25 protein-coding genes are annotated in these 19,611 nt (G+C 68.7%); 10 read left to right on the forward strand and 15 right to left on the reverse strand.

The features are described from left to right. On the reverse strand, positions 1–682 hold a 682-nt coding region (otsB, locus tag FV217_RS18165; RefSeq protein WP_147818581.1), incomplete at its 3' end, for a trehalose-phosphatase. Between the two features lie 77 nt (positions 683–759). Here otsB and FV217_RS18170 point away from each other — a divergent pair. Beyond that, a complete protein-coding gene (locus tag FV217_RS18170) occupies positions 760–1,257 on the forward strand; it encodes a DUF427 domain-containing protein (protein ID WP_147818582.1) in 498 nt (165 codons plus the stop codon). Between the two features lie 3 nt (positions 1,258–1,260). Here FV217_RS18170 and FV217_RS18175 read toward each other — a convergent pair whose 3' ends face one another. From FV217_RS18175 to FV217_RS18180, 3 genes are all read right to left on the reverse strand, one after another. Further along, positions 1,261–1,674: an FKBP-type peptidyl-prolyl cis-trans isomerase gene (locus FV217_RS18175; protein ID WP_147818583.1), complete on the reverse strand. Its 414-nt coding sequence runs from the start codon at positions 1,672–1,674 to the stop codon at positions 1,261–1,263. 74 nt (positions 1,675–1,748) lie between these two features. Beyond that, a complete protein-coding gene (locus FV217_RS23010) occupies positions 1,749–1,901 on the reverse strand; it encodes a hypothetical protein (protein WP_187272622.1) in 153 nt (50 codons plus the stop codon). Positions 1,902–2,038: 137 nt separating this feature from the next. Then, positions 2,039–2,245 (reverse strand): DUF1289 domain-containing protein, encoded by a 207-nt coding sequence (locus FV217_RS18180; RefSeq protein ID WP_147818584.1) that lies wholly within the window; start codon positions 2,243–2,245, stop codon positions 2,039–2,041. Positions 2,246–2,298: 53 nt separating this feature from the next. Here FV217_RS18180 and tenA point away from each other — a divergent pair, with 53 nt between their 5' ends. Then, the gene (tenA, locus tag FV217_RS18185; RefSeq protein ID WP_147818585.1) at positions 2,299–2,958 is read left to right on the forward strand and encodes a thiaminase II; all 660 of its coding nucleotides are present in this window, start codon (positions 2,299–2,301) and stop codon (positions 2,956–2,958) included. Positions 2,959–2,965: 7 nt separating this feature from the next. Here the strand turns inward: tenA and FV217_RS18190 are convergent, their stop codons facing one another. Further along, complete coding sequence (locus FV217_RS18190) at positions 2,966–3,442, reverse strand: hypothetical protein (protein WP_246682933.1); 477 nt, start codon at positions 3,440–3,442, stop codon at positions 2,966–2,968. A 188-nt stretch (positions 3,443–3,630) separates the two neighbouring features. On the opposite strand from FV217_RS18190, the gene FV217_RS18195 reads away from it, so the two are divergent. Continuing rightward, positions 3,631–4,449, forward strand: a complete 819-nt coding sequence (locus FV217_RS18195) for an enoyl-CoA hydratase/isomerase family protein (protein ID WP_147818587.1) — start codon at positions 3,631–3,633, stop codon at positions 4,447–4,449. A 444-nt stretch (positions 4,450–4,893) separates the two neighbouring features. Here FV217_RS18195 and FV217_RS18200 read toward each other — a convergent pair whose 3' ends face one another. The 4 genes from FV217_RS18200 to FV217_RS18215 all read right to left on the reverse strand — a co-directional run bounded on the left by FV217_RS18200 (position 4,894) and on the right by FV217_RS18215 (position 8,260). Next, positions 4,894–5,589 (reverse strand): GntR family transcriptional regulator, encoded by a 696-nt coding sequence (locus FV217_RS18200; protein WP_147818588.1) that lies wholly within the window; start codon positions 5,587–5,589, stop codon positions 4,894–4,896. A 158-nt stretch (positions 5,590–5,747) separates the two neighbouring features. Then, positions 5,748–6,008, reverse strand: a complete 261-nt coding sequence (locus FV217_RS18205) for a hypothetical protein (RefSeq protein ID WP_147818589.1) — start codon at positions 6,006–6,008, stop codon at positions 5,748–5,750. Positions 6,009–6,258: 250 nt separating this feature from the next. Continuing rightward, positions 6,259–6,891 carry a DUF4194 domain-containing protein gene (locus tag FV217_RS18210; RefSeq protein ID WP_147818590.1) on the reverse strand — a complete coding sequence of 211 codons (633 nt, stop codon included), beginning with the start codon at positions 6,889–6,891 and terminating at the stop codon, positions 6,259–6,261. Then, on the reverse strand, positions 6,884–8,260 hold the full coding sequence (locus tag FV217_RS18215; RefSeq protein ID WP_147818602.1) for a Wadjet anti-phage system protein JetA family protein: 1,377 nt from the start codon (positions 8,258–8,260) through the stop codon (positions 6,884–6,886). The genes FV217_RS18210 and FV217_RS18215 overlap by 8 nt, the downstream gene beginning before the upstream one ends. Before the next feature lie 432 nt (positions 8,261–8,692). On the opposite strand from FV217_RS18215, the gene FV217_RS18220 reads away from it, so the two are divergent. Beyond that, entirely contained in the window at positions 8,693–8,977 is a 285-nt protein-coding gene (locus FV217_RS18220; RefSeq protein WP_147818591.1) for a hypothetical protein, read from the forward strand. A 66-nt stretch (positions 8,978–9,043) separates the two neighbouring features. Here the strand turns inward: FV217_RS18220 and FV217_RS18225 are convergent, their stop codons facing one another. Next, entirely contained in the window at positions 9,044–9,940 is an 897-nt protein-coding gene (locus tag FV217_RS18225; protein ID WP_147818592.1) for a CoA ester lyase, read from the reverse strand. Positions 9,941–10,120: 180 nt separating this feature from the next. Between FV217_RS18225 and FV217_RS18230 the strand changes: the two genes are divergently transcribed. After that, positions 10,121–10,510, forward strand: coding sequence for a tautomerase family protein (locus FV217_RS18230; RefSeq protein WP_147818593.1), 390 nt, complete (start codon positions 10,121–10,123; stop codon positions 10,508–10,510). Here the strand turns inward: FV217_RS18230 and FV217_RS18235 are convergent. Further along, entirely contained in the window at positions 10,494–11,390 is an 897-nt protein-coding gene (locus FV217_RS18235) for a LysR substrate-binding domain-containing protein (protein WP_147818594.1), read from the reverse strand. The genes FV217_RS18230 and FV217_RS18235 overlap by 17 nt on opposite strands. Positions 11,391–11,530: 140 nt before the next feature. Here FV217_RS18235 and FV217_RS18240 point away from each other — a divergent pair, with 140 nt between their 5' ends. From FV217_RS18240 to FV217_RS18255, 4 genes are all read left to right on the forward strand, one after another. After that, positions 11,531–12,742: an MFS transporter gene (locus tag FV217_RS18240; protein ID WP_147818603.1), complete on the forward strand. Its 1,212-nt coding sequence runs from the start codon at positions 11,531–11,533 to the stop codon at positions 12,740–12,742. A 329-nt stretch (positions 12,743–13,071) separates the two neighbouring features. Next, positions 13,072–13,461: a hypothetical protein gene (locus FV217_RS18245; RefSeq protein ID WP_147818595.1), complete on the forward strand. Its 390-nt coding sequence runs from the start codon at positions 13,072–13,074 to the stop codon at positions 13,459–13,461. 132 nt (positions 13,462–13,593) lie between these two features. Next, the gene (locus FV217_RS18250; RefSeq protein WP_147818596.1) at positions 13,594–13,839 is read left to right on the forward strand and encodes a hypothetical protein; all 246 of its coding nucleotides are present in this window, start codon (positions 13,594–13,596) and stop codon (positions 13,837–13,839) included. Beyond that, on the forward strand, positions 13,839–14,120 hold the full coding sequence (locus FV217_RS18255; protein ID WP_147818597.1) for a hypothetical protein: 282 nt from the start codon (positions 13,839–13,841) through the stop codon (positions 14,118–14,120). Before FV217_RS18250 ends, FV217_RS18255 begins: the two co-directional genes overlap by 1 nt. A 76-nt stretch (positions 14,121–14,196) precedes the next feature. Here FV217_RS18255 and FV217_RS18260 read toward each other — a convergent pair whose 3' ends face one another. Next, positions 14,197–15,552, reverse strand: a complete 1,356-nt coding sequence (locus FV217_RS18260) for an MATE family efflux transporter (RefSeq protein ID WP_246682935.1) — start codon at positions 15,550–15,552, stop codon at positions 14,197–14,199. Positions 15,553–15,600: 48 nt separating this feature from the next. Continuing rightward, positions 15,601–16,851, reverse strand: a complete 1,251-nt coding sequence (locus FV217_RS18265) for an MFS transporter (protein WP_238232207.1) — start codon at positions 16,849–16,851, stop codon at positions 15,601–15,603. A 96-nt stretch (positions 16,852–16,947) separates the two neighbouring features. Between FV217_RS18265 and FV217_RS18270 the strand changes: the two genes are divergently transcribed. After that, on the forward strand, positions 16,948–17,868 hold the full coding sequence (locus FV217_RS18270) for a LysR family transcriptional regulator (RefSeq protein ID WP_147818599.1): 921 nt from the start codon (positions 16,948–16,950) through the stop codon (positions 17,866–17,868). A gap of 186 nt (positions 17,869–18,054) precedes the next feature. On the opposite strand, the gene FV217_RS18275 is transcribed toward FV217_RS18270, so the two are convergent. Then, positions 18,055–18,834: a lysophospholipid acyltransferase family protein gene (locus FV217_RS18275; RefSeq protein ID WP_147818600.1), complete on the reverse strand. Its 780-nt coding sequence runs from the start codon at positions 18,832–18,834 to the stop codon at positions 18,055–18,057. A gap of 114 nt (positions 18,835–18,948) precedes the next feature. After that, positions 18,949–19,176 (reverse strand): hypothetical protein, encoded by a 228-nt coding sequence (locus FV217_RS18280; RefSeq protein ID WP_147818601.1) that lies wholly within the window; start codon positions 19,174–19,176, stop codon positions 18,949–18,951. Positions 19,177–19,611 lie beyond the last annotated feature (435 nt).

Below are 19,611 nucleotides of genomic sequence, written 5' to 3' on the forward strand. Positions count from 1 at the left end.
CCGGCGCGGCGAGGCGGCGAGCGGCGATGGTGTCCTCGTCGCCGATGCGGACGCTGACGCCGCCGTCGGCGTTGACGGCCTCGAAGGCGAATTCGTCGGTCTTGTCGTCGCCGAAGAAGATCGCACGACGCCCGGCATAGGGCGGTTTTTCCATGAGCGCGCGGATGGCATGGCCCTTGGTGGCCGAGGCCGGCACGATCTCGCCCACCGCCTTGCCGAGCTGCAGCCGGTAGCCCGCGCCGAGTTCGCTCGCCAGCGCCTTCACCACGGCCTCGGCGGTCTCGGTGTCGCGTTCGTTGGCGAGGCGCCAATGAACGGCGACCGAGGCGCCCTTGTCCTCGATCAGCACCTTGTCGAGGGCGGCGGTCTCCGCCCTCAGCCGCGCGACGCCGGCGCGCAGGTCGGGGTGGTCCTCCGGGCGTCCGCCGCTGAGCTGTCCGTCGACCCGGAGCTCGACGCCGTGCAGCCCGGCGCAATCGAAGCGCGAGGGCGCCAGGAAGCCGTCGATGACGCTCACCGGCCGCCCGGTCACGATCGCCAGGGCGCCCCCGAGGCGGGCCTTCAGGCTCTCGAGATTGGGCACCAGAATCGGGTCGACCTGGACCGCGTCGGGGGTCGGCGCGAGCTCGGCCAGCGTGCCGTCGAAGTCGAGGAAGACTGCAAATCCGTCTGCGTCGCTCACCCTGCGTCCTTTCCTCGGCTGGTCGTCCGACTAGCTTGGGCGCAGGTTACGAAAGACAATCCCTGAGGGCCATCGCGATGTTCAGACCGAGCCCGACACCGCCGGCTCCCGGACAGGAGAGCGTCTGGGACTATCCCCGCCCGCCCCGCCTGGAGCGTGTCGGCCTGCGCCTGCGGGTCGTCCTCGGCCGGGAGACCATCGCCGACACGGTGGACGGCTGGCGCGTGCTCGAGACAAGCCACCCGCCGACCTATTATTTTCCGCGCGATGCCGTGGCCGAGGGCGTGCTCGGTCCGCAGCAGCGCGCCGGCATCTGCGAGTGGAAGGGCCGCGCGGTGCTGTTCGCCGTCACGGCCGGTGGCCACACCCTGCCTGGCGCGGCCTGGGCCTATCCCGATCCGACGCCGCCGTTTCGCGAGATCGCGGGCGCGGTGGCGTTCTATGCCGGGCCGATGGATGGCTGCTTCGTCGGCGATATCCGCGCTGAGCCGCAGCCCGGCGGCTTCTATGGCGGCTGGATCACGCCCGACGTCGCCGGCCCGTTCAAGGGCGGGCCGGGGACGATGGGCTGGTAGGCGTTACTTCACGCCGAGGAGTTCGACGTCGAAGATCAGCGTGGCGTTCGGAGGGATGGCGCCGCCGGCGCCGCGGGCGCCGTAGCCGAGGGCGGCGGGGATGGTCAGGGTGCGCTTGCCGCCGACCTTCATGCCGGCGACGCCCTCGTCCCAGCCCTTGATGACCTGGCCGCCGCCGAGGGGGAACGAGAAGGGCTGGTTACGGTCGCGCGACGAGTCGAACTTCTTGCCCTTCTTGCCGCTCTCGTCGAGCCAGCCCGTGTATTGCACGCTGACCTGCTGGCCGGGCTTGGCCTCCGCGCCGGTGCCGACGACTTCGTCGGTGTAGGCGAGGCCCGAGGGAAGCGTGATGGGGGCGGCTGAGGCGGATGCGGTCATGGCGATTGCGAAGGCTCCGGCGAAAAGGGTCGAGCGCATGGATCTGTGATGTCCTGGCTGCTGCTGAACGGCCGGGGGCCTAGCACGGACCCGAGCCCGGACCCAACCGCCGGTCAGAGATAGTGACGGAAGACGACGTCGGAGGAGGCTTCCTGCCGCGCCGGCGCTTCCTCGGGCTTGCCGGCCGCCCGGCACGGTCCGAGGGCGGCGGGAGCGATCAGGGCTAAGAGCGTGAGCAGCCAGCGGAATGAGACCTTCGACGTCATCGGCAATTCCTCGCTGGCCTCGTCTCGCAGGGACTGCTTTCGCCGCCGCTGCGGATCTCCGAGCATTGTCTGGACCGGTGCGACGATTCAGGCTGTGTCGCCGCGCACATCGGCTATCCGGACGAAGCGTGGCCCGCTCATCCCTTGCGGAGCAGGGCGACGGCCGAAGCCTCGCCGCCGACCTGCTCGACGCGCCGGGGCAGTTCGCGCCTCAGCGCGGTCTTGCGATAGGGCGTCAGCTTGCGCCATGCGCGGATCTCGGGGAGCGTCCGGCCGCAGCCCAGGCACCAGCCGGTCCGGCCGTCGAACTGGCAGAGGCTGATGCAGGGGTCGTCGTTCTTCATGGTAGCAGGGCCCTCCCGGTCCGATCCGCGATCCGTGTGAAGGAATCGATCCCGTGTTCTCCACCGACGCCTGGGCGCGCAACGCCCCGCTTTACGAGGCCGCCCGCACCCTGCCGTTCAACCGCGAACTCGCGGCCGGCACGCTGCCGCTGCCGGCCTTTCGCCACTACATGATTCAGGACGCGCATTACCTCGTGGCCTTCGCCCAAGCCCTGGCGCTCGCGGCGGCGAAGTCCGACGGACCCGACGACGTGGTGCAGTTCACCACCGCGGCGACAGCCGCCATAGAAGTCGAGCGCGGCCTGCATACGGACTTCTTCCGGCGCTTCGGCGTCTCGGCCGAGGAGGTCCGGGCGACGCCGCCGACGCCGGTGGCGCATCACTACATCTCGTTCCTGCTCGCCAGCGGCTTCCGCGAGCCGCTGGCGGTCCATCTCGCCGCCATGCTGCCCTGCTTCTGGATGTACCGCGAGATCGGCCTCGACATCCATGCCGGCGCTGCGGCCGACAACCCCTACCGGGCCTGGATCGACACCTATGCCGGGCCGGAGTTCTCCGAGGCGGTCGACGCCATGATCGCCGTCACCGACCGGGTCGCGGCCGAGGCCGGCGCCGCGGAACGCGCCGCGATGCATGCGGCCTTCACCCGCGCCGCCCAGCTCGAATGGATGTTCTGGGACTCGGCCTACCGCGAGGCCGGCTGGCCGGTGTGAGGATGTCTCAGTATCGCGACCGCAGGGTGTCGCCGAACACCGCCGGGCAGAGCCCGTCGAGTCGCGTCCCGATCACCACGTCGCCCTGGCGCGGCACGTTCACCGTCAGCGGGGCCGTGTCCTTGGTGCCGATGGAGGAGCCGGGGCCGAGCTGGTCTTCGAAGAAACCGTTGCCGATCTCGTAATAGCAGCGGTCGATGATCGCCGAGTAGCCGATCGAGTCGCGGTAGACCGCGCCCTGGTCGGGCGAGCCATAGCCGGGACGGCCGCAGACGAGGGCGAATTCGACGCTGCCGGGCTCGGTGAAGCGGATCGCCTGCGAGCGGTGCGGCAGCACCGTCACCCACGGGCCGCCGTCCCGGCGGACCAGCGCCGTCAGCGACGACTTGTTGACGATGCTGCGCACGCATTCGGCCCGGGCCGGCGCGGCCGCGAGGCCGGCGAGCAGGCCGGCTGCGATGAATCCGATCGTCGTCGCTCTCACGCTCGTCATCCCTGCAGCGCCATTGTCCCGGTTCCGACAGGGGGATAGCACGAACCCGGCACCGCAGAAATGATCCGAACGCCACGGTCGCGCGGCGATGCGGCCGGCGGCTCCGGCTTGATCGCCGGCGGGCAATCGCGCGACAGGGTCGTGCCGAGACCGCCCGACCACCATCGAGGAATACCGCGATGAGCGCGCCCGATCCCGCACCGACCGACGAGCTCCTGTTCGCCACCGACGCATCCGGCATCGCCCGGATCACGCTAAACCGGCCGCAGGCCCGCAACGCGCTGACCTTCGCCATGTACGAGGGCCTGATCACGCTGTGCCGGCGGATCGAGGAGGACCGTTCGGTCAAGGCGCTGATCATCACCGGGGCCGGCGACAAGGCCTTCGCAGCGGGTACCGACATCGCGCAGTTCCGCGGTTTCGAGACCGCCGAGGACGCGCTGGGCTACGAGCGCTTCATGGACCGCGTGCTCGGCACGCTGGAGCGCCTGCGCGTGCCGAGCATCGCGGCGATCGCCGGAGCTTGCACGGGCGGGGGCGCCGCCATCGCCGCCGCCTGCGACATGCGCATCGCCACCCGCGACGCGCGCTTCGGCTTCCCGATCGCGCGCACCCTCGGCAACTGCCTGTCGATGAGCAACCTCAAGCGGCTCTCGGGTCTGATCGGGCCGGCGCGCGTGAAGGACATCCTGTTCACCGCTCGCCTCGTCGGCGCCGAGGAGGCGCTCGCCATCGGCCTCGCCAGCGAGATCGTGGAGGATGCCGAAGCCCTCGCGGAGCGCGCGACGAGCCTCGCGAGCCTGCTCGCCGGCCACGCCCCCCTGACGCTACAGGCCACCAAGGAGGGCCTGCGCCGCCTCGCAGAGGACGCCGCCGCTACTGAGGGCGAGGCCCGGCCCGGCGACGACCTCATCCTGATGGCCTATATGAGCCGCGATTTTCGCGAGGGCATGGAGGCGTTCCTAGCCAAGCGGAAGCCGGACTGGGAGGGACGCTGAGCCGGAGGCGCTGTGCAGCGCCGCACGATCCCCGCGCACCAGGGTGGATCGCGACTCGTTCCGATCCATGCCGCGAAAAGCGGATGCCGACGGCCATGGAGACGCAGAAACCGTCTCGGGACTGCGTATCATACCGTTTCCGGTAGATCCGTTCGATGCCACGGCCCTTTCCCGGACGCCTGCAGCGAAGCGAAAGGTGATCCGAAACCTGTAGTATTTTCGAGCGAACTGGTTTCCGGTTCGCGTGAAGAAAATGTGACCGCACAAAGAGATAGAGCAGTTTTCGCGAGTCCAAGATCACGGAAACTGCTCTAGATCACGCTGCGTTTTGATCGAATCGATCAAAACGCAGCGTGATCGATTCAAAAGCTTAAAGCAGGCTTCGCGCGAAAAACCGTTGCCGCTTTTTCGCAGCCTGCTCTCGGGTTACGGCATAGGTGAGAGTCAGGCGACCTCGGCGGCTCCGGCCGCAGGCTCGCCGTAGGTGGCCGCGATGACGGGCTTCTTGGCCCGGATGTGCTCGCGCATCAGCTTGGCGAGCCTCTCGCCGTCGCGCGCCTGGAGGAGCGGGATCATGCCCTCGTGCTCCTCGACCGCGCGGGCCCATTGCTCGTCCGTCTGGTGCGCGAGATAGCGCGAGCGCTGGGTGCGGCCGGACAGGCCGGCATAGATGCCCTGCAACGTCGAGTTGCGGCTTGCATTCATGATCGCTTCGTGGATCTCGCGGTTGAGCCGGAAATAGACGGCCTCGTCCCGTTCCTTCCACGCCGCGACCATGCCGGCGTGCTTCTGCTCGATCGCGGCGATCTCGTCGTCGGTGATCGTCCGGCAGGCGAGATCGCAGGCGGTCGCCTCCAGTCCGGCGATGACCTCGATCATCTCTTCGATCTCGGATTGCGAGATGCTGGCGACGCGGGCGCCGCGGTTCGGCAGCAGCTCGAGCAGGCCCTCGGTGGCGAGGATCTTGATCGCCTCGCGCAGGGGCGTCCGCGAGATGCCGAAGCGCTCGGTCAGCTCGCTCTCGTTGACGCGCGCCTTCGGCTCGAGCTCACCGACATGGATGAGCTCGCGCATACGGTCGGCCACCTCGTCGTGCAGGTAGCGCCGGTTGATCCCGATGCCGGGCTCGATCTTGTTCATAGACCCATGAAAGTTTGGCGGATTTCGCGAAATTCGCCTTCCTTGGACGATGCTAGGCTCGGCCGTGATGCGTGTCGAGGCAACTACCCGTGATTGCGCGCGGGAGCCACACGAAATGTCGCAGACCGGGTCGCCCCAGAGGTCCGGCCGGACGTATGTCAGCGTGACCGATCGATGCCGCTGCCCGCGGCACCGAGCGCGTTGACACCGCCACCGATGCCGGCGCCACCCCCGCCGCCGCCGAACGTGCTCAGCGACTGCTCGATCTTCTCGACGCAGACCTGCTGGCAAATCGGCTCCACCATCGCCTGCGGCTGGCACACGGCGATCGCCTTTCCGCGGACGCAGGCACACACGCATTCCGCCGAGGCGAGGCTCGGCAGCAGGAGGAGAACGAGGCCGGCCAGGATGGGTCGCATGGGTTTAGCCCGTTCGTCTGTCGTGCATTGTGATAGCCCTGTTTGGCCTGAGCGCATGATGCTGGTGGGCAACAGGCGTGATCGAGATCGTCCGTGGTGCTGAACAGGGTGCGCGTCGGACATCATACGGGTGCAACATCGGGCAGCATGATGTCCGGCATCGGAATCGGACGTCCGAGGATCGTCCTCGACTGGGAGGAGCGAGATTTCGCCGGATTCTCGATCCTGGCCGACTGGGAGCCGCGCGGTGTCAGGCATCCCCGTCTGCGACGGAGGCGGCCCAGGCCTGGACCTGATCCATCCAGGCATCCGGCGACAGCACGGCGATTCCAGGCAATACCAGCAGCGGCGTGACCCGCTCGGTGCGGTCGCGTTCGCCGAGCCGCACAGCGCCTTTCCGAGCGAAAAGGCGAAGGATTTCAACGAGTCGCGTCTCCTCCGGCGGATCGCTGCGGGCGGCGGTGCGGATCGATTCCGCGATGTCGTCGGTGGTACATTCGACAACGCCGTCCGTGGTGACGCGGTGGTCCCGCAGCCCCTCCTCGTAGGCGAGCCTCAGCGCCAGCAGGACCAGTGTCTCGTCCTTCCGCAGCCGTTCCGCCGGCGCGTCGTGGCGCGCTCCCTCAGCGGGTACGCGCAAGAACACCATCTGGTCTCGGTGGGAAACCTCGAAGCTATACCCAAGACAGGCGAAGTAGTCGCGGAAGAACGGCGCGTAATGGCGCGCAATCTCATACGATCGTCCGATGCCGGGTGTGTCGGCATAGACGACCTGGACCTTGATGAGCACCTGGAGGGCCCGGATCAATTCGTCCTCGCTGGGGGCTCTTGCGCCGGATGGCGGCTCGTCTCCGTCGACGATGGCGCGGAACGGCTCAAACATGCTGCCGCTCGACCGTGAAATCCGGGCAATCGAGCCAGCCGTTGGCGATCCGGCCATCCACCCGCGACAGCCGGTAGCGACCGGCCAGGGCGCCGTCGAACAGCACGTCGATCTCGCGCAGCCGCTGAAACACCACGAAGGCGTCGATATCCGAAACCCTGATCCCGGAGCCGCGGACGGTACGGCCGCTGGCGAACTGGCGCTCCAGAAAAACCGTTATGGATTCAGGAGTTACCGTCGTGCGGCGGCGGAATTCGTCCTTCGCCTCGACGAAGGCATCGATGGCCGGATCGTTGACCGAATCCGGCAACGGCTCCGTGACGATCGCCCGCCGTTTCATACGCGGTGCGTAGAGATGCGGCGGCCCGACGGGCATCCGCGCCGACAGGATCGGCGGCACCGGTGCTCTCGCGACATCCCCGACTGCCCCGACGGCGCGCAGGGCCGCGGCGGTACGTTCGATGCGGGCGGAATCGCGGTTGCCCTCGTAGCGCATCGCCGCGGCGATGCGACGCTCCATGCGTGCGACGATGTCGGAGACCACGTCGAGATGCCGGTCGAGGCCCTCGAAAATCGCAAGGATTTCCGTGAGTTCGCCGCGCACCGTCCGTTCGGCCGCCTCGAGCCCGGCGGCCCTGCCCTCGCGCAGCGCCCCCTCTGCCAGCGCCCGCACGGTCAGCGGGTCGCGCAGTGCCCGTCCCGCCTCGCGCACGATACCGGACCGGAAGCGGAAGGGATTGAAGCGGGTGTGCAGCGTCCGGTAGTCGCTGACGAGGTGGCGTTCGACAAACTCCTCGAAATACAGGCGAAACGCCGCCCGCAGGTCGTCCTCGGCCAGGATGCGCTCCTCGATCTTGCGCATGGAGCCGGCAAGGCTGCGCAGATGCCCGAGGAAATCGCGCGCCGCCTTGGCCGCATTGCTCAACGCTTCCGAACGCTCTCCCGGGTTGGCCGTAGCACTCTCCAGCGCCCCCAGCACGTCGAGCACCGCGCCGCCATAAGAGCGGGTCTCGCCGCGATCGAGCCGGGCGAGATCGTCGAGCAGCAATCGCGCCTGCGGATCGAGATCGACCACCGGCACGTAGCGCTCGCGCCGCTCCACCAGCCAGCCCGAATCGAGGAAACGCCTGTACACCGCCGAGCGCCGCTCCACCGGATCGACGGGGGTGGTCTCGTCGTCCGCGATCTCGGCCTGGGTCCAGCCGCTGCAGAAATCGCCGATCGCTGCCAGCAATTCGCTCTTGCGCAGCGGCTCCATGGTGTCGCCGAACAGCTTTTCGCGGACGTGCAGGAGCAGGGCCGCGTTGAAGGCCCGGCTCGGCGAGGCGAGCGGCTTGAACAGGTCGTCGGAGAGGTGGTTGAACAGCATCGCTTCGACCGGGATGCGCGAGGACAAGCCCGGCCGTGCCCGCAGGTCAAGGGAGCGTAGCCGAACCGACTGCCCTTTCCGTCCAGGAGGGTATCACCGCCGGCCGTTATCCCCGGATAGACGCCGTCGGGTACGCTGGAACGGGCCGAGCGCGCGTCGCGGTGGCGCCGTAGAGACAAGCTGGAACATGATCGCCGTCGATCGCTACCGAGGTCTTCACGTCGGATCGCGATCGGTCGGCGACGGTACGGACAAGCTTGAATGCTTCCGCGCCGTTTGAGGCCATGCCGCCTTGTTCGATCGGTAGGTCATTCAGGGTGCGTCGGGAGGTCGCCGCTCGGGATTGAACCCATCGCGGTGCTCCTCGTTGACTTTCCATGTGACCCTTCGCGGGTCGATAAATTGGAGTTCGTTTTGAAGAGCATCGCAGTCATGACCGCCGTCGCCCTGATCGGTGCTGGAACCCTCGCGACGACGGGTGCCGAAGCTCGTGGGCGTAGTGGCGCTATCGCTGCTGGCGTCGTGGGTGGCCTTGCAGTCGGTGCACTCGCGGCCGGTGCGGCAAATTCCGGTTACGGCAATGGTTATGGCCGGCCGGCCTATGGTTACGACGATGGCTACCGCGGCGGTTATCGCGGCGCCGGGTACGGCGGCTACGAGGGCCAGCGTTATCGTCGTCCGGCCTATGGCTACGATGCTTATGACAACGGCTACTGAGGTTCTTCGAATCTGCTGAAAGTGAAACGGTCGTGCCCATGGGTACGGCCGTTTTGGTATGCGTTTTCAACCCCGCGATGCGGCATCCCGTTCGGCGATGGCCTCCGACCAGACGACGGCGCGGGTCGCCATGCCGATATGCTGGCGCTCGTACATGCGGCCCTCGACCTTGATGGCGGCGCGCTTGGCGTTCTCTTCCTTATCGAACGCCTCGATCACGAGGCGGGCGCGGCGGACCTCCTCTTCGGTCGGTGCGAAAGACGTATTTGCCGGCTCGACCTGGTTGGGGTGGATCAGGGTCTTCCCGTCGAAGCCGAGATCGCGTGCCTGGCGACACTCCTCGCGGCAGCCTTCGGGGTCGCCGATGTCGTTCCAGACGCCGTCGAGGATCGTAAGCCCCTCTGAGCGGGCGGCGGCGAGGGTGAACATCAGCCAGGGCAGCATCGGCACGCGGCCTTTCACGAGTTGCGCCCAGGTGTCCTTGGCGAGATCGTTGGTGCCGAGCACGAAGCAGGTCAGCCGTGTGCGCCGGTCGCGGCGCGCCTTGGCGATGTCCTTGATGTTGAGGATCGCCGCCGGCGTCTCGATCATCGCCCAGATCGCGATCGACTCGGGCGCGTCGAGCGCTTCGAGATGGTCGGCGATGCTCTCCAGCACGGCGGGCGAGGACACCTTCGGCATCAGGATGGCGTCGGGCTTCGCCTCGATCGCCTTGCGCAGGTCCTTTTCGCCCCATGGCGTCTGGGGGGCATTGACGCGGATGATGAGCTCCCGGTGCCCGTAGCCGCCGCCCTTTACCGCGGCGCAGACCTGCTCGCGGGCGAGATCCTTCTCCTCCATCGAGACCGCGTCTTCGAGGTCGAGGATCAGCGCGTCGGCCGGTAACGTCTTGGCCTTTTCCAGCGCCCGCAGGTTCGAGCCGGGCATGTAGAGGACGCTGCGGCGGAGGCGGATATCGGTCATCGCGGAGTCCTTCTCGCGGTGCGCGAAATCGGGCACGGCACCGCCCCTGGTGGTCCTTATGAATACGAAATGCGAAAAATGCGACCGGTGCGGGACACCTCTTTCGGCGCTCAGGCTAGCCGCAAAGCCTTGGCATGGGCTAGGCCGCACTCCGATCCATCCCGTGCCGAAAGTCCGACGATGCCGCTGCTTCGCTTCGATCTCATCGAGGGCCGCTCCAAGGCCGAACTCAAGACGCTCCTCGACGCCGCGCACGAGGCGATGCTGGAGGCCTTCCAGGTGCCGCCGGGCGACCGCTACCAGATCGTCACGGAGCACAAGCCCTCGCGCATGATCGTGGAGGATACCGGCCTCGGCATCCCGCGCACCAAGGACGTGGTCGTGGTGCAGATGACAACCCGGCCGCGCGGGCGCGAGAAAAAGGAGTTGTTCTACCGCCTCCTCACCGAGAAGCTGCAGGCCGCCTGCGGCATCTCCCCGGCAGACGTCATGGTCTCGACCGTCGAGAACACCGACGAGGACTGGAGCTTCGGCCACGGCCGCGCGCAGTTCCTCACGGGCGAGCTGTGATCGCCCTCCCCTCCTCGACCAGCCAGTCCACGAAGGCGGTGTGCGAGGGGGTCTTGTCGGCGTCGTAGGGTGTCAGCGCGACGTAGCCCGGCCGGCTGACGCCGATCTCCGGGAACGGTGCGACCAGCCGGCCGGCTGCGAGAGCGGCGTCGAGCACCGGGAACGGCCCGATGCCGATGCCGAGTCCGTCCTCGACGGCCTGGAGCGTCACGAAGAAGTGGTCGAAGACGTGCCGGCGCCTGCCGGTCATGCGCGGCGCTCGGGCGGCGGCGAGCCATTCCGACCAGTCGTTGGGGCGGGTTTCGGTGGCGAGCAGGACGTGCCGTGACAGGTCCGCGGGTGAGGCCAGCGGCGTTCTCGCCAGCAGTGCCGGGCTCGCCACCAGCGTGTCGGTCTCGGTCAGGAACGGCACCGCACGAAACTGCGGCCAGGGTTCCGCCCCACGCCGGATCGCGAGATCGAAGCCGCCGCGCAACGCATCGTTCAGCGTCGTCGTGGTCGCGACCGTCACCTCGGTTTCCGGACGCGCCGCCCGGAAGCGGTCGAGCCGCGGGATCAGCCAGCGCATCGCGAAGGTCGAGGGAGCGCTGACGCGGATCACGCGCCGCGCATCCGTCCGGCCGCAGGCTTCGGCCGCCTGGGTAAGCCGGTCGAAGGTCAGGCTGACCTCTTCCGCGAAGGCCCGCGCCGACGGGGTCGCCGCCATGCGCCGCCCGACCCGCACGAACAGCCGCTGCCCGAGCCAGCCTTCCAGCGCCGCGATCTGCCGGCTGACCGCCCCATGCGTCAGACCGAGCTCGGTGCCGGCGGCGGCATAGCTGCCGGTGCGTGCGGCGACTTCGAACACGCGTAGCGCATGGAGCGGCGGCAATCGGCGCATCGCTTGGCCTCGACCCGTGAGAATGGCTCACATGTATGGCGAGACGATAGCGCCTGATCGCCGGAAACTCACGGGTGTAGGCTGCGCGAACATGGAATTCGGGCGCGGAAAGGGATGCGAGCGTGAGCGGAACGCTATCGTTGGCCGGATCGGAGGCGACGTCGTCGCAGGATGACGCGAAGGCCGGCGCGTTGGGCCAGCGGCGCGGCCTCGCCGGCGCGTGTCTCGCCCACGCCCTGCACGACGGCTACACCGACCTGCTCTACGTGCTGCTGCCCGTCTGGCAGATCGAGTTCGGTCTGTCCTATGCCGGGGTCGCGGCGATGCGCAGCCTCTATTACGGGACGATGGGCGGCCTGCAGGTGCCGGCCGACCGCCTCGTGGCCCGCTGGCCGATCCGCACGGCGCTCGTCCTTTCGACGCTCGTGGCAGGTGCGGGATTCGGCGTGATGTCGCTGACGGGAAGCTTTTGGGGGCTTTGCGCCGGGTTGGCGCTCGCGGGCATCGGGTCGAGCATCCAGCACCCGCGCGGCTCGCTCCTCGTCACTCAGGCCTATGGCAGGGCCGCGCGTGGGCCGCTCGGGATCTACAATTTCTCCGGCGACCTCGGCAAAGCGGTGTTTCCCGTCCTCGTCGCGCTGCTGCTCGGGCTCCTCGCCTGGCGGACGGTCGGCGGCCTGATGGCGCTGACGGGCGTCGCCGTCGCCGTCGCCCTGCTGCCGGTCCTGCCGCGCCGGATCTTCGTGCAACAGGACAAAGCCGGTACGCGCGACGGCACCGGGGATCGCAGGGGCTTCCGGCTCCTGCTCGCCGTCGGCGCCCTCGATACCGCCACGCGCATGGGCTACCTGCTGTTCCTGCCGTTCCTGCTCCACGCCAAGGGTGGCGATCAGGCGATGGTGGGCGTCAGCCTCGCCTTGGTCTTCGCTGGCGGTGCGCTCGGCAAGGCGGCCTGCGGCTGGCTCGGCGGGCGGCTCGGCGTGGTGCGCAGCGTCGTCGCCACGGAACTCGCTACCGCCCTTCTCATCGCCGTGACGATCCCCCTGCCGCTGACCGCGACCCTCGTGGTGCTGCCGGTGATCGGGGTGTTCCTCAACGGCACCTCCTCCGTCCTCTATGGCACCGTGCCGAAACTCGCGCCGAGCGGCGATGTCGGCCGCGCCTTCGCGCTGTTCTACACGGCGGTGATCGGCTCCGGCGGCCTTGCACCGATCGCCTATGGGGCCCTCGCCGACCACACCGGCGAGACCGTCGGCATCCTGGCCGCGGCGCTGACGGCGCTGGCGATCGTCCCGCTGGTGCTCGCCCTCGGGCGGGCCCTGTCGGCGGATCACGGCGTCTCGGCTCGATAGGCTCGGTCGCCGCCACGTCCCTCCTCCCTCATTGGGGGAGGTGGCCGCGAAGCGGACGGACGGGGCGGCGGTGTCGTTACCGGGATAGGCACGGCGCCGCCCACTCCACCACGCTTCGCGCGGTTCCTCTCGCCCACGGGGCGAGGAGTGGCGCGGCGACCGCTCGCGAACATCGAAACGCGCACGAACGAGCGCGACCATTGAAGTTCGTGCTGTGCCTATTTCAGAACGGCTGAGCTTTTGTCTCCTCCGGCCAAGCATTGCCGGTCAATGTTTCGTCACGATCCCACGCGACACGACGGCCTCGATTTGGTCGGAGGGCGGTCGCCTTGAGAAGAACTTGCTTCGGTCTGGTCCTGCTGGTGGGATTGTCGGTTCCGGTCGCCGCGACGGCCGCCGACAATACGGTGGTCGGCGTCGGCACCGGCGCGGTGGCCGGCGCCCTCGTCGGCGGTCCGGTCGGAGCGGTGGTCGGGGCCGTGGCCGGCGGCTTCATCGGTTCGAACACGCCGAGCACCCGCGCGCGCCATGCCCGCCGCTCCCGTTCCGCCTATCGCCGGCGCGCCGAGCGCCCCGTGGTGCAGCGCGCGCATCTCGCCGACCGTAGCCCTGCGTCGGCACGAGCCCGGCCCGTCTCCGAAATCGATCTCCAGCCCCGCACCGAGACCACCGGCAGCACCCAGAGCCCGCGCGCCACCGGCTGGCAGGACCCGAAGTGAGCCGGGACCAGCGCCTGTCTCATAGAAATCACACCCGGCGAAATGACGAAGCATGACCACCGCGCTGCCATTTTCATGACGCGATGCCCGGCGCAGGATCGCTCAACGAAAGCGACAGCGAGCCACGATGCCATGATCGATCCCGCCGCCAGCTTCATCCATTCCAGCGCGCCCCGCACGGGCCAGTCTTTCGGGGGGATCCGCGATCATGGCGGTCTCTCCATCGCCCGGGTGACCAAGGGGGTCGCCATGGCGATCGGAAAATCTCTCGCGGTGGAGCGCGACGCCGCCCTCCCCGAGTCTCTCGCCTCCCTCGTCGAGCGCCTGCAGGCAGGTCCGCTCGGTCAGACGCAACGCAATCCCCGACGAGTCGCCTGATGTCCAAGCCCGATCGCATCCTCTCCGACGCCGCCGTGCTGCGGTTCCCGATCAGCGCCGCCGAGGCGGTCGTCGACGAAAACGTCGCCTCGGTGATCCAGGTCCTGCAGGACCAGCTTCAACTCGCCCGCGAAGGCAAGCTTCGCTCGGTCGCCGTGGTCTCCGTCTCGAACGACGGCGCCGCCATCGGCACGCAGTGGTCTTGCACCAACGGCGACGTCGCCAGCCTCATCGGCAAGCTCGCCGTGCTCTCCCACGACATGATGGCCGCCCGGAACTGATTTTCTGGCAGTTTTCGTTGCTGCTTGACGATGGCCGTCCGTTTTCGACGGGCGGCTTTTTCTTGTTGCATCGGTTTCATGCGTTTTCGGGAAACGTCCCGCGCCTGAGCCGCGGATAGACGACCGCCTGCCCGATGCCGCGGGCGGCGAGAAACAGCAGGAATGCGCCCCAGAGGCCGGCATTGCCCCAGCCGAGCGCCTGGAAGCCGACCAGCGCCAGCAGATAGGCGACCACCGCCACCAGCATCAGGTTCCGCATCGCCCGCGTCCAGGTCGCGCCGACGAAGATGCCGTCCATGGCGAAGGGCAAGGCCGCGAAGAACGGCGCGGCGGCCGCGAACGGCAGGTAGCCGTAGGCCGCGAGGCGCACCTCCGGGTTCGTCGTCACCGTATCGATGAAGGCGCTGCCGGCGGCGAGAGAGACCGCGCTCACGGCGACGCCGAAGCCGAGACTCCAGAGCAGGCTGAGCCGGGCCGCGACCGCGAAGGCGTGGCGGTCGCGGGCGCCCACGGCTTGGCCGCAGGCCGCCTCGGAGGCGACGGTGAAGCCGTCGAGGAAGAAGCCGCCGATCAAGAAGAGATTCCAGAGCACGGCATTCGCCGCGAGGGTCACGTCGCCGAAACGCGCGCCCACGGCCGAGAACAGCACGATCGCTGCCACGAGGGCGAGCGTCCGAATCAGCACGTCGGCGTTGATCTTCAGCGTCCGGGCCAGCGCAGCCGGATCGAGCACGTCCGCCCGCCCGACCGCGAAGGGGCGCGTGCCGAGGCGATGGACGACGGCGAGTCCGAACGCCGTCCCGGCCATGTCGGCGACCAGCGCCGCGATGGCGGCTCCGGTAATGCCGAGCCCGAAGACGATCACCAGTGCCAGCGTCAGGGCGATGTTCGTGAGGTTGATCGCCACCTGGATCAGCAACCCGAGATCCGTTCGGCCGCGCCCGAGGACGGAACCGAGGATCGCGTAGTTCGCCAGCGTGAACGGCGCCGCGAAGATGCGGATGTGGAAGTAGATCGCGAGCCCGGCAAGCACCTCGGGGCTTGCGCCGCTGATGAGCGCGACGAGGGCCGCGATCGGCACCTGTGCCAGGACGAGAAGGAGTCCTATCAGCACGCCGGCTGCCAGCGACCGAGCCAGCGTGCGGGCGACCTCGACGTCGTCACGCGCGCCGACCGCCTGTGCGGTGAGACCGGCGGTGGCCATGCGCAGGCAGCCGAAGCTCCAGAAGATCGCGTCGAACACCACCCCGCCGAGCGCCACGGCGCCGAGCAGTGCCGCGTCGCCCAGCCGCCCGATCACCGTCGCCCCGACGAAACCGATGAGTGGGGTCGTCACGCTCGCCAGCGTGGCCGGCACCGCCAGGGCGAGGATACGCCGGTTCGTCAGGGGCGCGAGCGGAACGGCCGCAGTCGTCATGGTACGAGTCGTCATGGCGGCGCTTATGCGGAGCCGCGCCGCGGCGCCGCAAGCCCGTGATCGTCATCCCCGCGATGCGCGATCGCCCAAGAAATCCGAGAGCAGCGACAGCACTCCGACGCCGGCGCCGACGGCACAGACCAACGGCCAGCCGCCCTGCGCCCAGGCATAGCCGGCGGCGGCCGACCCGATCGAGCCGCCTAAGAAGAAGAGGCCGACGAAGAGCGCGTTGAGGCGTCCGCGCGCTTCCGGCGCCAGCAGGTTGATGGCGCGGCGCCCGAGGGTCTGGTCGGCAAACACGCCGATATCGAGCACGATCGCCGCGAGGCCGAGGAGCGCGAGCGGCCACCAGAACGTGCCGCCGAGGCGGTCGGCCCAGGCTGCGAGGCCGAAGCCGAGGATGGTGGCGGCATGGGCCGCGACGGAGAGCGGGCGGGTCCAGCCACGGTCTCCAGCCCGGCCGGCCAGGGGGGACACGATCGCGCCGCTGGCGCCGACGAGGGCGAAGACGGCGATGTGGCGCTGGTCGAGGCCGAAGGGCGCCTGGGACAGCCGCAGGGCGATGGCCGTCCAGAACACGGTGAAGGCGGCGAGCCCGAGCGCGGCCGTCAGCGAGCGGCGGCGCAGCACCGGCTGCGTTCGGAGCAGGTCCAAAAGCGATGCGACCAGAGCGGGATAGCTCTCCGTCGCCTCGGGCCGGCGCACCGGCAGGCGCGTCCGCATCAGCGGGATCAGCACCACCATGCTCACCCCGGAGAGGGCATAGAAGGCACGCCAGCCGAAGGCGTCGGCGACGAGGCTGGCGAGCGGGCGCGAGAGCAGGATGCCGACCATCAACCCGCTCATGACATCGCCAACCACTCGGCCGCGCTCGCTTTCCCGGGCCATGGCGGCGGCGATCGGCACGAGCACCTGGATGGCCGAGCAGGCGGCGCCGAGGACGAAGAGCAAGGCGAGGAACGGCAGGGCCGTCGGGGCCAAGGCGGCACCGAAGGCAGAGAGGACGGCGGCCGAGAGCATGGCGATGACGAGGCCGCGATTCTCGATCCGGTCGGAGAGCGGCACCAGGAAGAACAGGCCGGCCGCGTAGCCGAGCAGGCTCGCCGTGCCGACGAAACCGGCCCAGCCGCCGGCGATTCCCAGATCTGCGGCGATCACACCGATCAGCGTCTGCGGCGCCGTCAAGTCGACGATGATCACGCCGACCGATGCTGCCAGGAACCACACCGTCGTCCGCGGGATGCCCTCCCCGTTGGCCACGGCCGTGTTCGGTGCTGACCCGGCGTGCATGAGAAGGTGATCCGTCGCTGCCATGGCTAGCCATCCGTCGGCCGTGTGCAGCACGGGATGTGCGTCGGGGATGGTTATGATACCAATCAATAATCGTTGGCTTCAACATGCGGATTTCGCATGAACTCGAACGACCTCGAAGCCTTCCTCGCCGTGGTCGAGACCGGCTCGCTGATGGCGGCCGCCGCCCGGCTGAACCTGACCCAGCCCGGCGTGACGCGCCGCGTGCAGAACCTGGAGGCGCAGCTCGGCGTCCAGCTGTTCGAGCGGCCGGCGAAGCCGCTGCGGCCGACCCTCGCGGGTCGCGAGGCCTACGAGCATGGGCGACGGGTGCTGCAGTCGATCGAGGACCTGCGCAGCGGTGCCGCGCCGAACGGAGCGATTCGCGGTGAGCTGCGCATCGGCGTCACCATCGACCTGTCGGAGCCGGCGCTCGCCGCGCCGATCGACGCCTTGCGCGAATCCTTTCCCGACCTCACCATCAGGCTCACCGTAGGCTGGTCGCCGCTGCTGATGGAGCAGGTGGCGCGTAACCAGATCGACGCCGCCGCGATCACTCTGCCCGAATCGGCCCGGCCGCCGGAGGACCTCGTGGCGGAGGAGCTTCGGGTTCAGGACGTCGTCGTCGTCGCCGGCCGCGATCTCGCCCTGCCCGAGACGGCGGCGCTGGCCGACCTCGCCCGCCACCCCTGGGTCACCAGCCAGGACGGCTGCGGCTTTCGCACGACGCTCCGCCGACGGATGGAGGCGGAAGGCCTCAGCCTCACGGTCGCCGTCGAGGCGCCGAGCACCGATCTGCGGTTGTCGCTGGTGGCCCGCGGCATGGGCCTCGCCATCGTCACGCCGGGGAAACTCGCGCAGAGCCCGTGGCGCGACCGCATCCGGGTCGTCGCGGTCCGAGGCTTCGCCCCGCAGATCCGCTCCTGGCTGATCTACCGCCCGGCGACGGGCCGCCTGCGCCGGCCGATCGCGCTGTTTCGCGATGGCTTGCGGGCGGAAATAGGGGCGGATGCGGTCAGCGGCTCGTTCAACGCCGCGTGAAAAGCGGCGTCGCCGAACGCTGCGCCCTGTGTTTCCCCAGTCGTCAGTCCGGGGCGCCGGAGGCGAACCCGGAACCCATGACTGGGCTCGCCGCCCGCTACAGCGGCGCATCACGGGTGGGGTCCGGGTTCCGCTTCGCGGCTCCGGAATGACGGCTTTGGGATCAAAACCGCTCGGCGTCGATCGTCAAACCACCCCGGATTCCTGCCCCGTCCCCTCGAACACCGGCACGGCCAAACCCTGCTCCGCCAGATCCGCCCGCCCCTCGGCGAGCAGCGCGTTCGAGGCCGTCTCGATCCGCGCCTGTACCTCGGTGAGAAACTCGGGCCGGTCGAGGCCGTGCGGGATCGGGGGTAGGAACTCGATGACGCAAGTCCCCGGCAGCCGCCGAAAACTGTGGCGGCGCCAGTACAGGCCGGAATTCAGGGCCACCGGCACGCAGGGCACACCGAGCGCCACGTAGAGATGCGACAGCCCCTGCTTGTAGGCGGGCTCCGCCCCGGCGGCGCGGCGGGTGCCTTCTGGAAAGATGATGAGCTGGCGCCCGTCGCGAATCGCCTGCGCGGCGGCCGCGTTCAGCTTCGCCATGGTGCGCGCGCCCTTGGCGCGGTCGATCGGCACCATGCCGGAACGGCCGAGGTACCAGCCGAACAGCGGGATCCACATCAGCTCGCGCTTGAGCACGTAGGTGAATTGCTCGAACGGGATCGTCAGCGCCAGCGTCTCCAGCGTCGACTGGTGCTTGGCCGCGATCACCAGCGGCCCCTTTGGCAGGTCCGCGATGCCGCGAAACTCCACCCGCGTGCCGGCCACCACCCGCAGCAGCCAGATCGACACGTGCCCCCATCCCTGCGCGTAGCGCAAAGTCGCCCTCTGCGAGACGAGAACCGGCAGGCCGACCAGCGCGATCAGGGCCGTCGCGATGTAGAACAGGATGTTGAAGGCGAGCGAGCGGACGACGACCATCGGAACCTGAAGACCTGCACCCGCCCGCTTTAGCGCGGGCCGCGACGCATCGCCACTGCCGGGGCCCGGCGCTTTTCGCGCCGGTCCCGTTCCGAATTCGCCTGTCGCGTCGCCTTACCGATTCGCGCGGTCGACGGCGCGGCGCGGCCGCGGGGCGACGGAGCCCGTCGTGGGAACCTCGCGCTGGGTGACAGTGGGCGACGCGGTGAGGAAGTCCCAGGCCTTCTGGCCCTGCAGGCTCGACGCGGCGGCCTGTGAATTCGACGGCGCTGCCGAACCCTGGGCGTGGGCTGCGCCGGCGGCGATGAGGCTGGCGGCGACGATGGCGATCCGGATGGTCATGGGCACAATCTTTCGCGGAGCGCGGCTGCGGGGGAAGGGTGCAGCTGCGAGCGGGATGATTGTTAGCATGTTGTGCTTGGAGCGGGCGATTGGCGTGTGCAAGCGCACCGAAGAGTGCGTGATCGCAGCGAGGTTTGAAGGCTGCTTTCCGGGGCAACTCCCACTCGGCTTGGAATGTCTGTAGCGGCGCCTCGCATCTATTTTGAGGTTCGGTGGCATATGACCAACCACCAAGTCCGAGGGCGAAACTTCTGCGGACTAAATACCAACTAAAAATCGATAAAAACATCTAATATAATTTACTTTGTAGCCGGGTCGGTAGTCACGGCCAAACCTTAACCGCCACCGACCGCCTTACAAGATCCCGATCCGAAGTAACCTCACACCCCTTTGTCCCCAGCCTCGCGTAGAACAACGCCGCCCCCTCCCCCACAT

Origin of the sequence: Methylobacterium sp. WL9 (assembly GCF_008040035.1) — a bacterium.
GTDB classification, from domain to species: domain Bacteria; phylum Pseudomonadota; class Alphaproteobacteria; order Rhizobiales; family Beijerinckiaceae; genus Methylobacterium; species Methylobacterium thuringiense.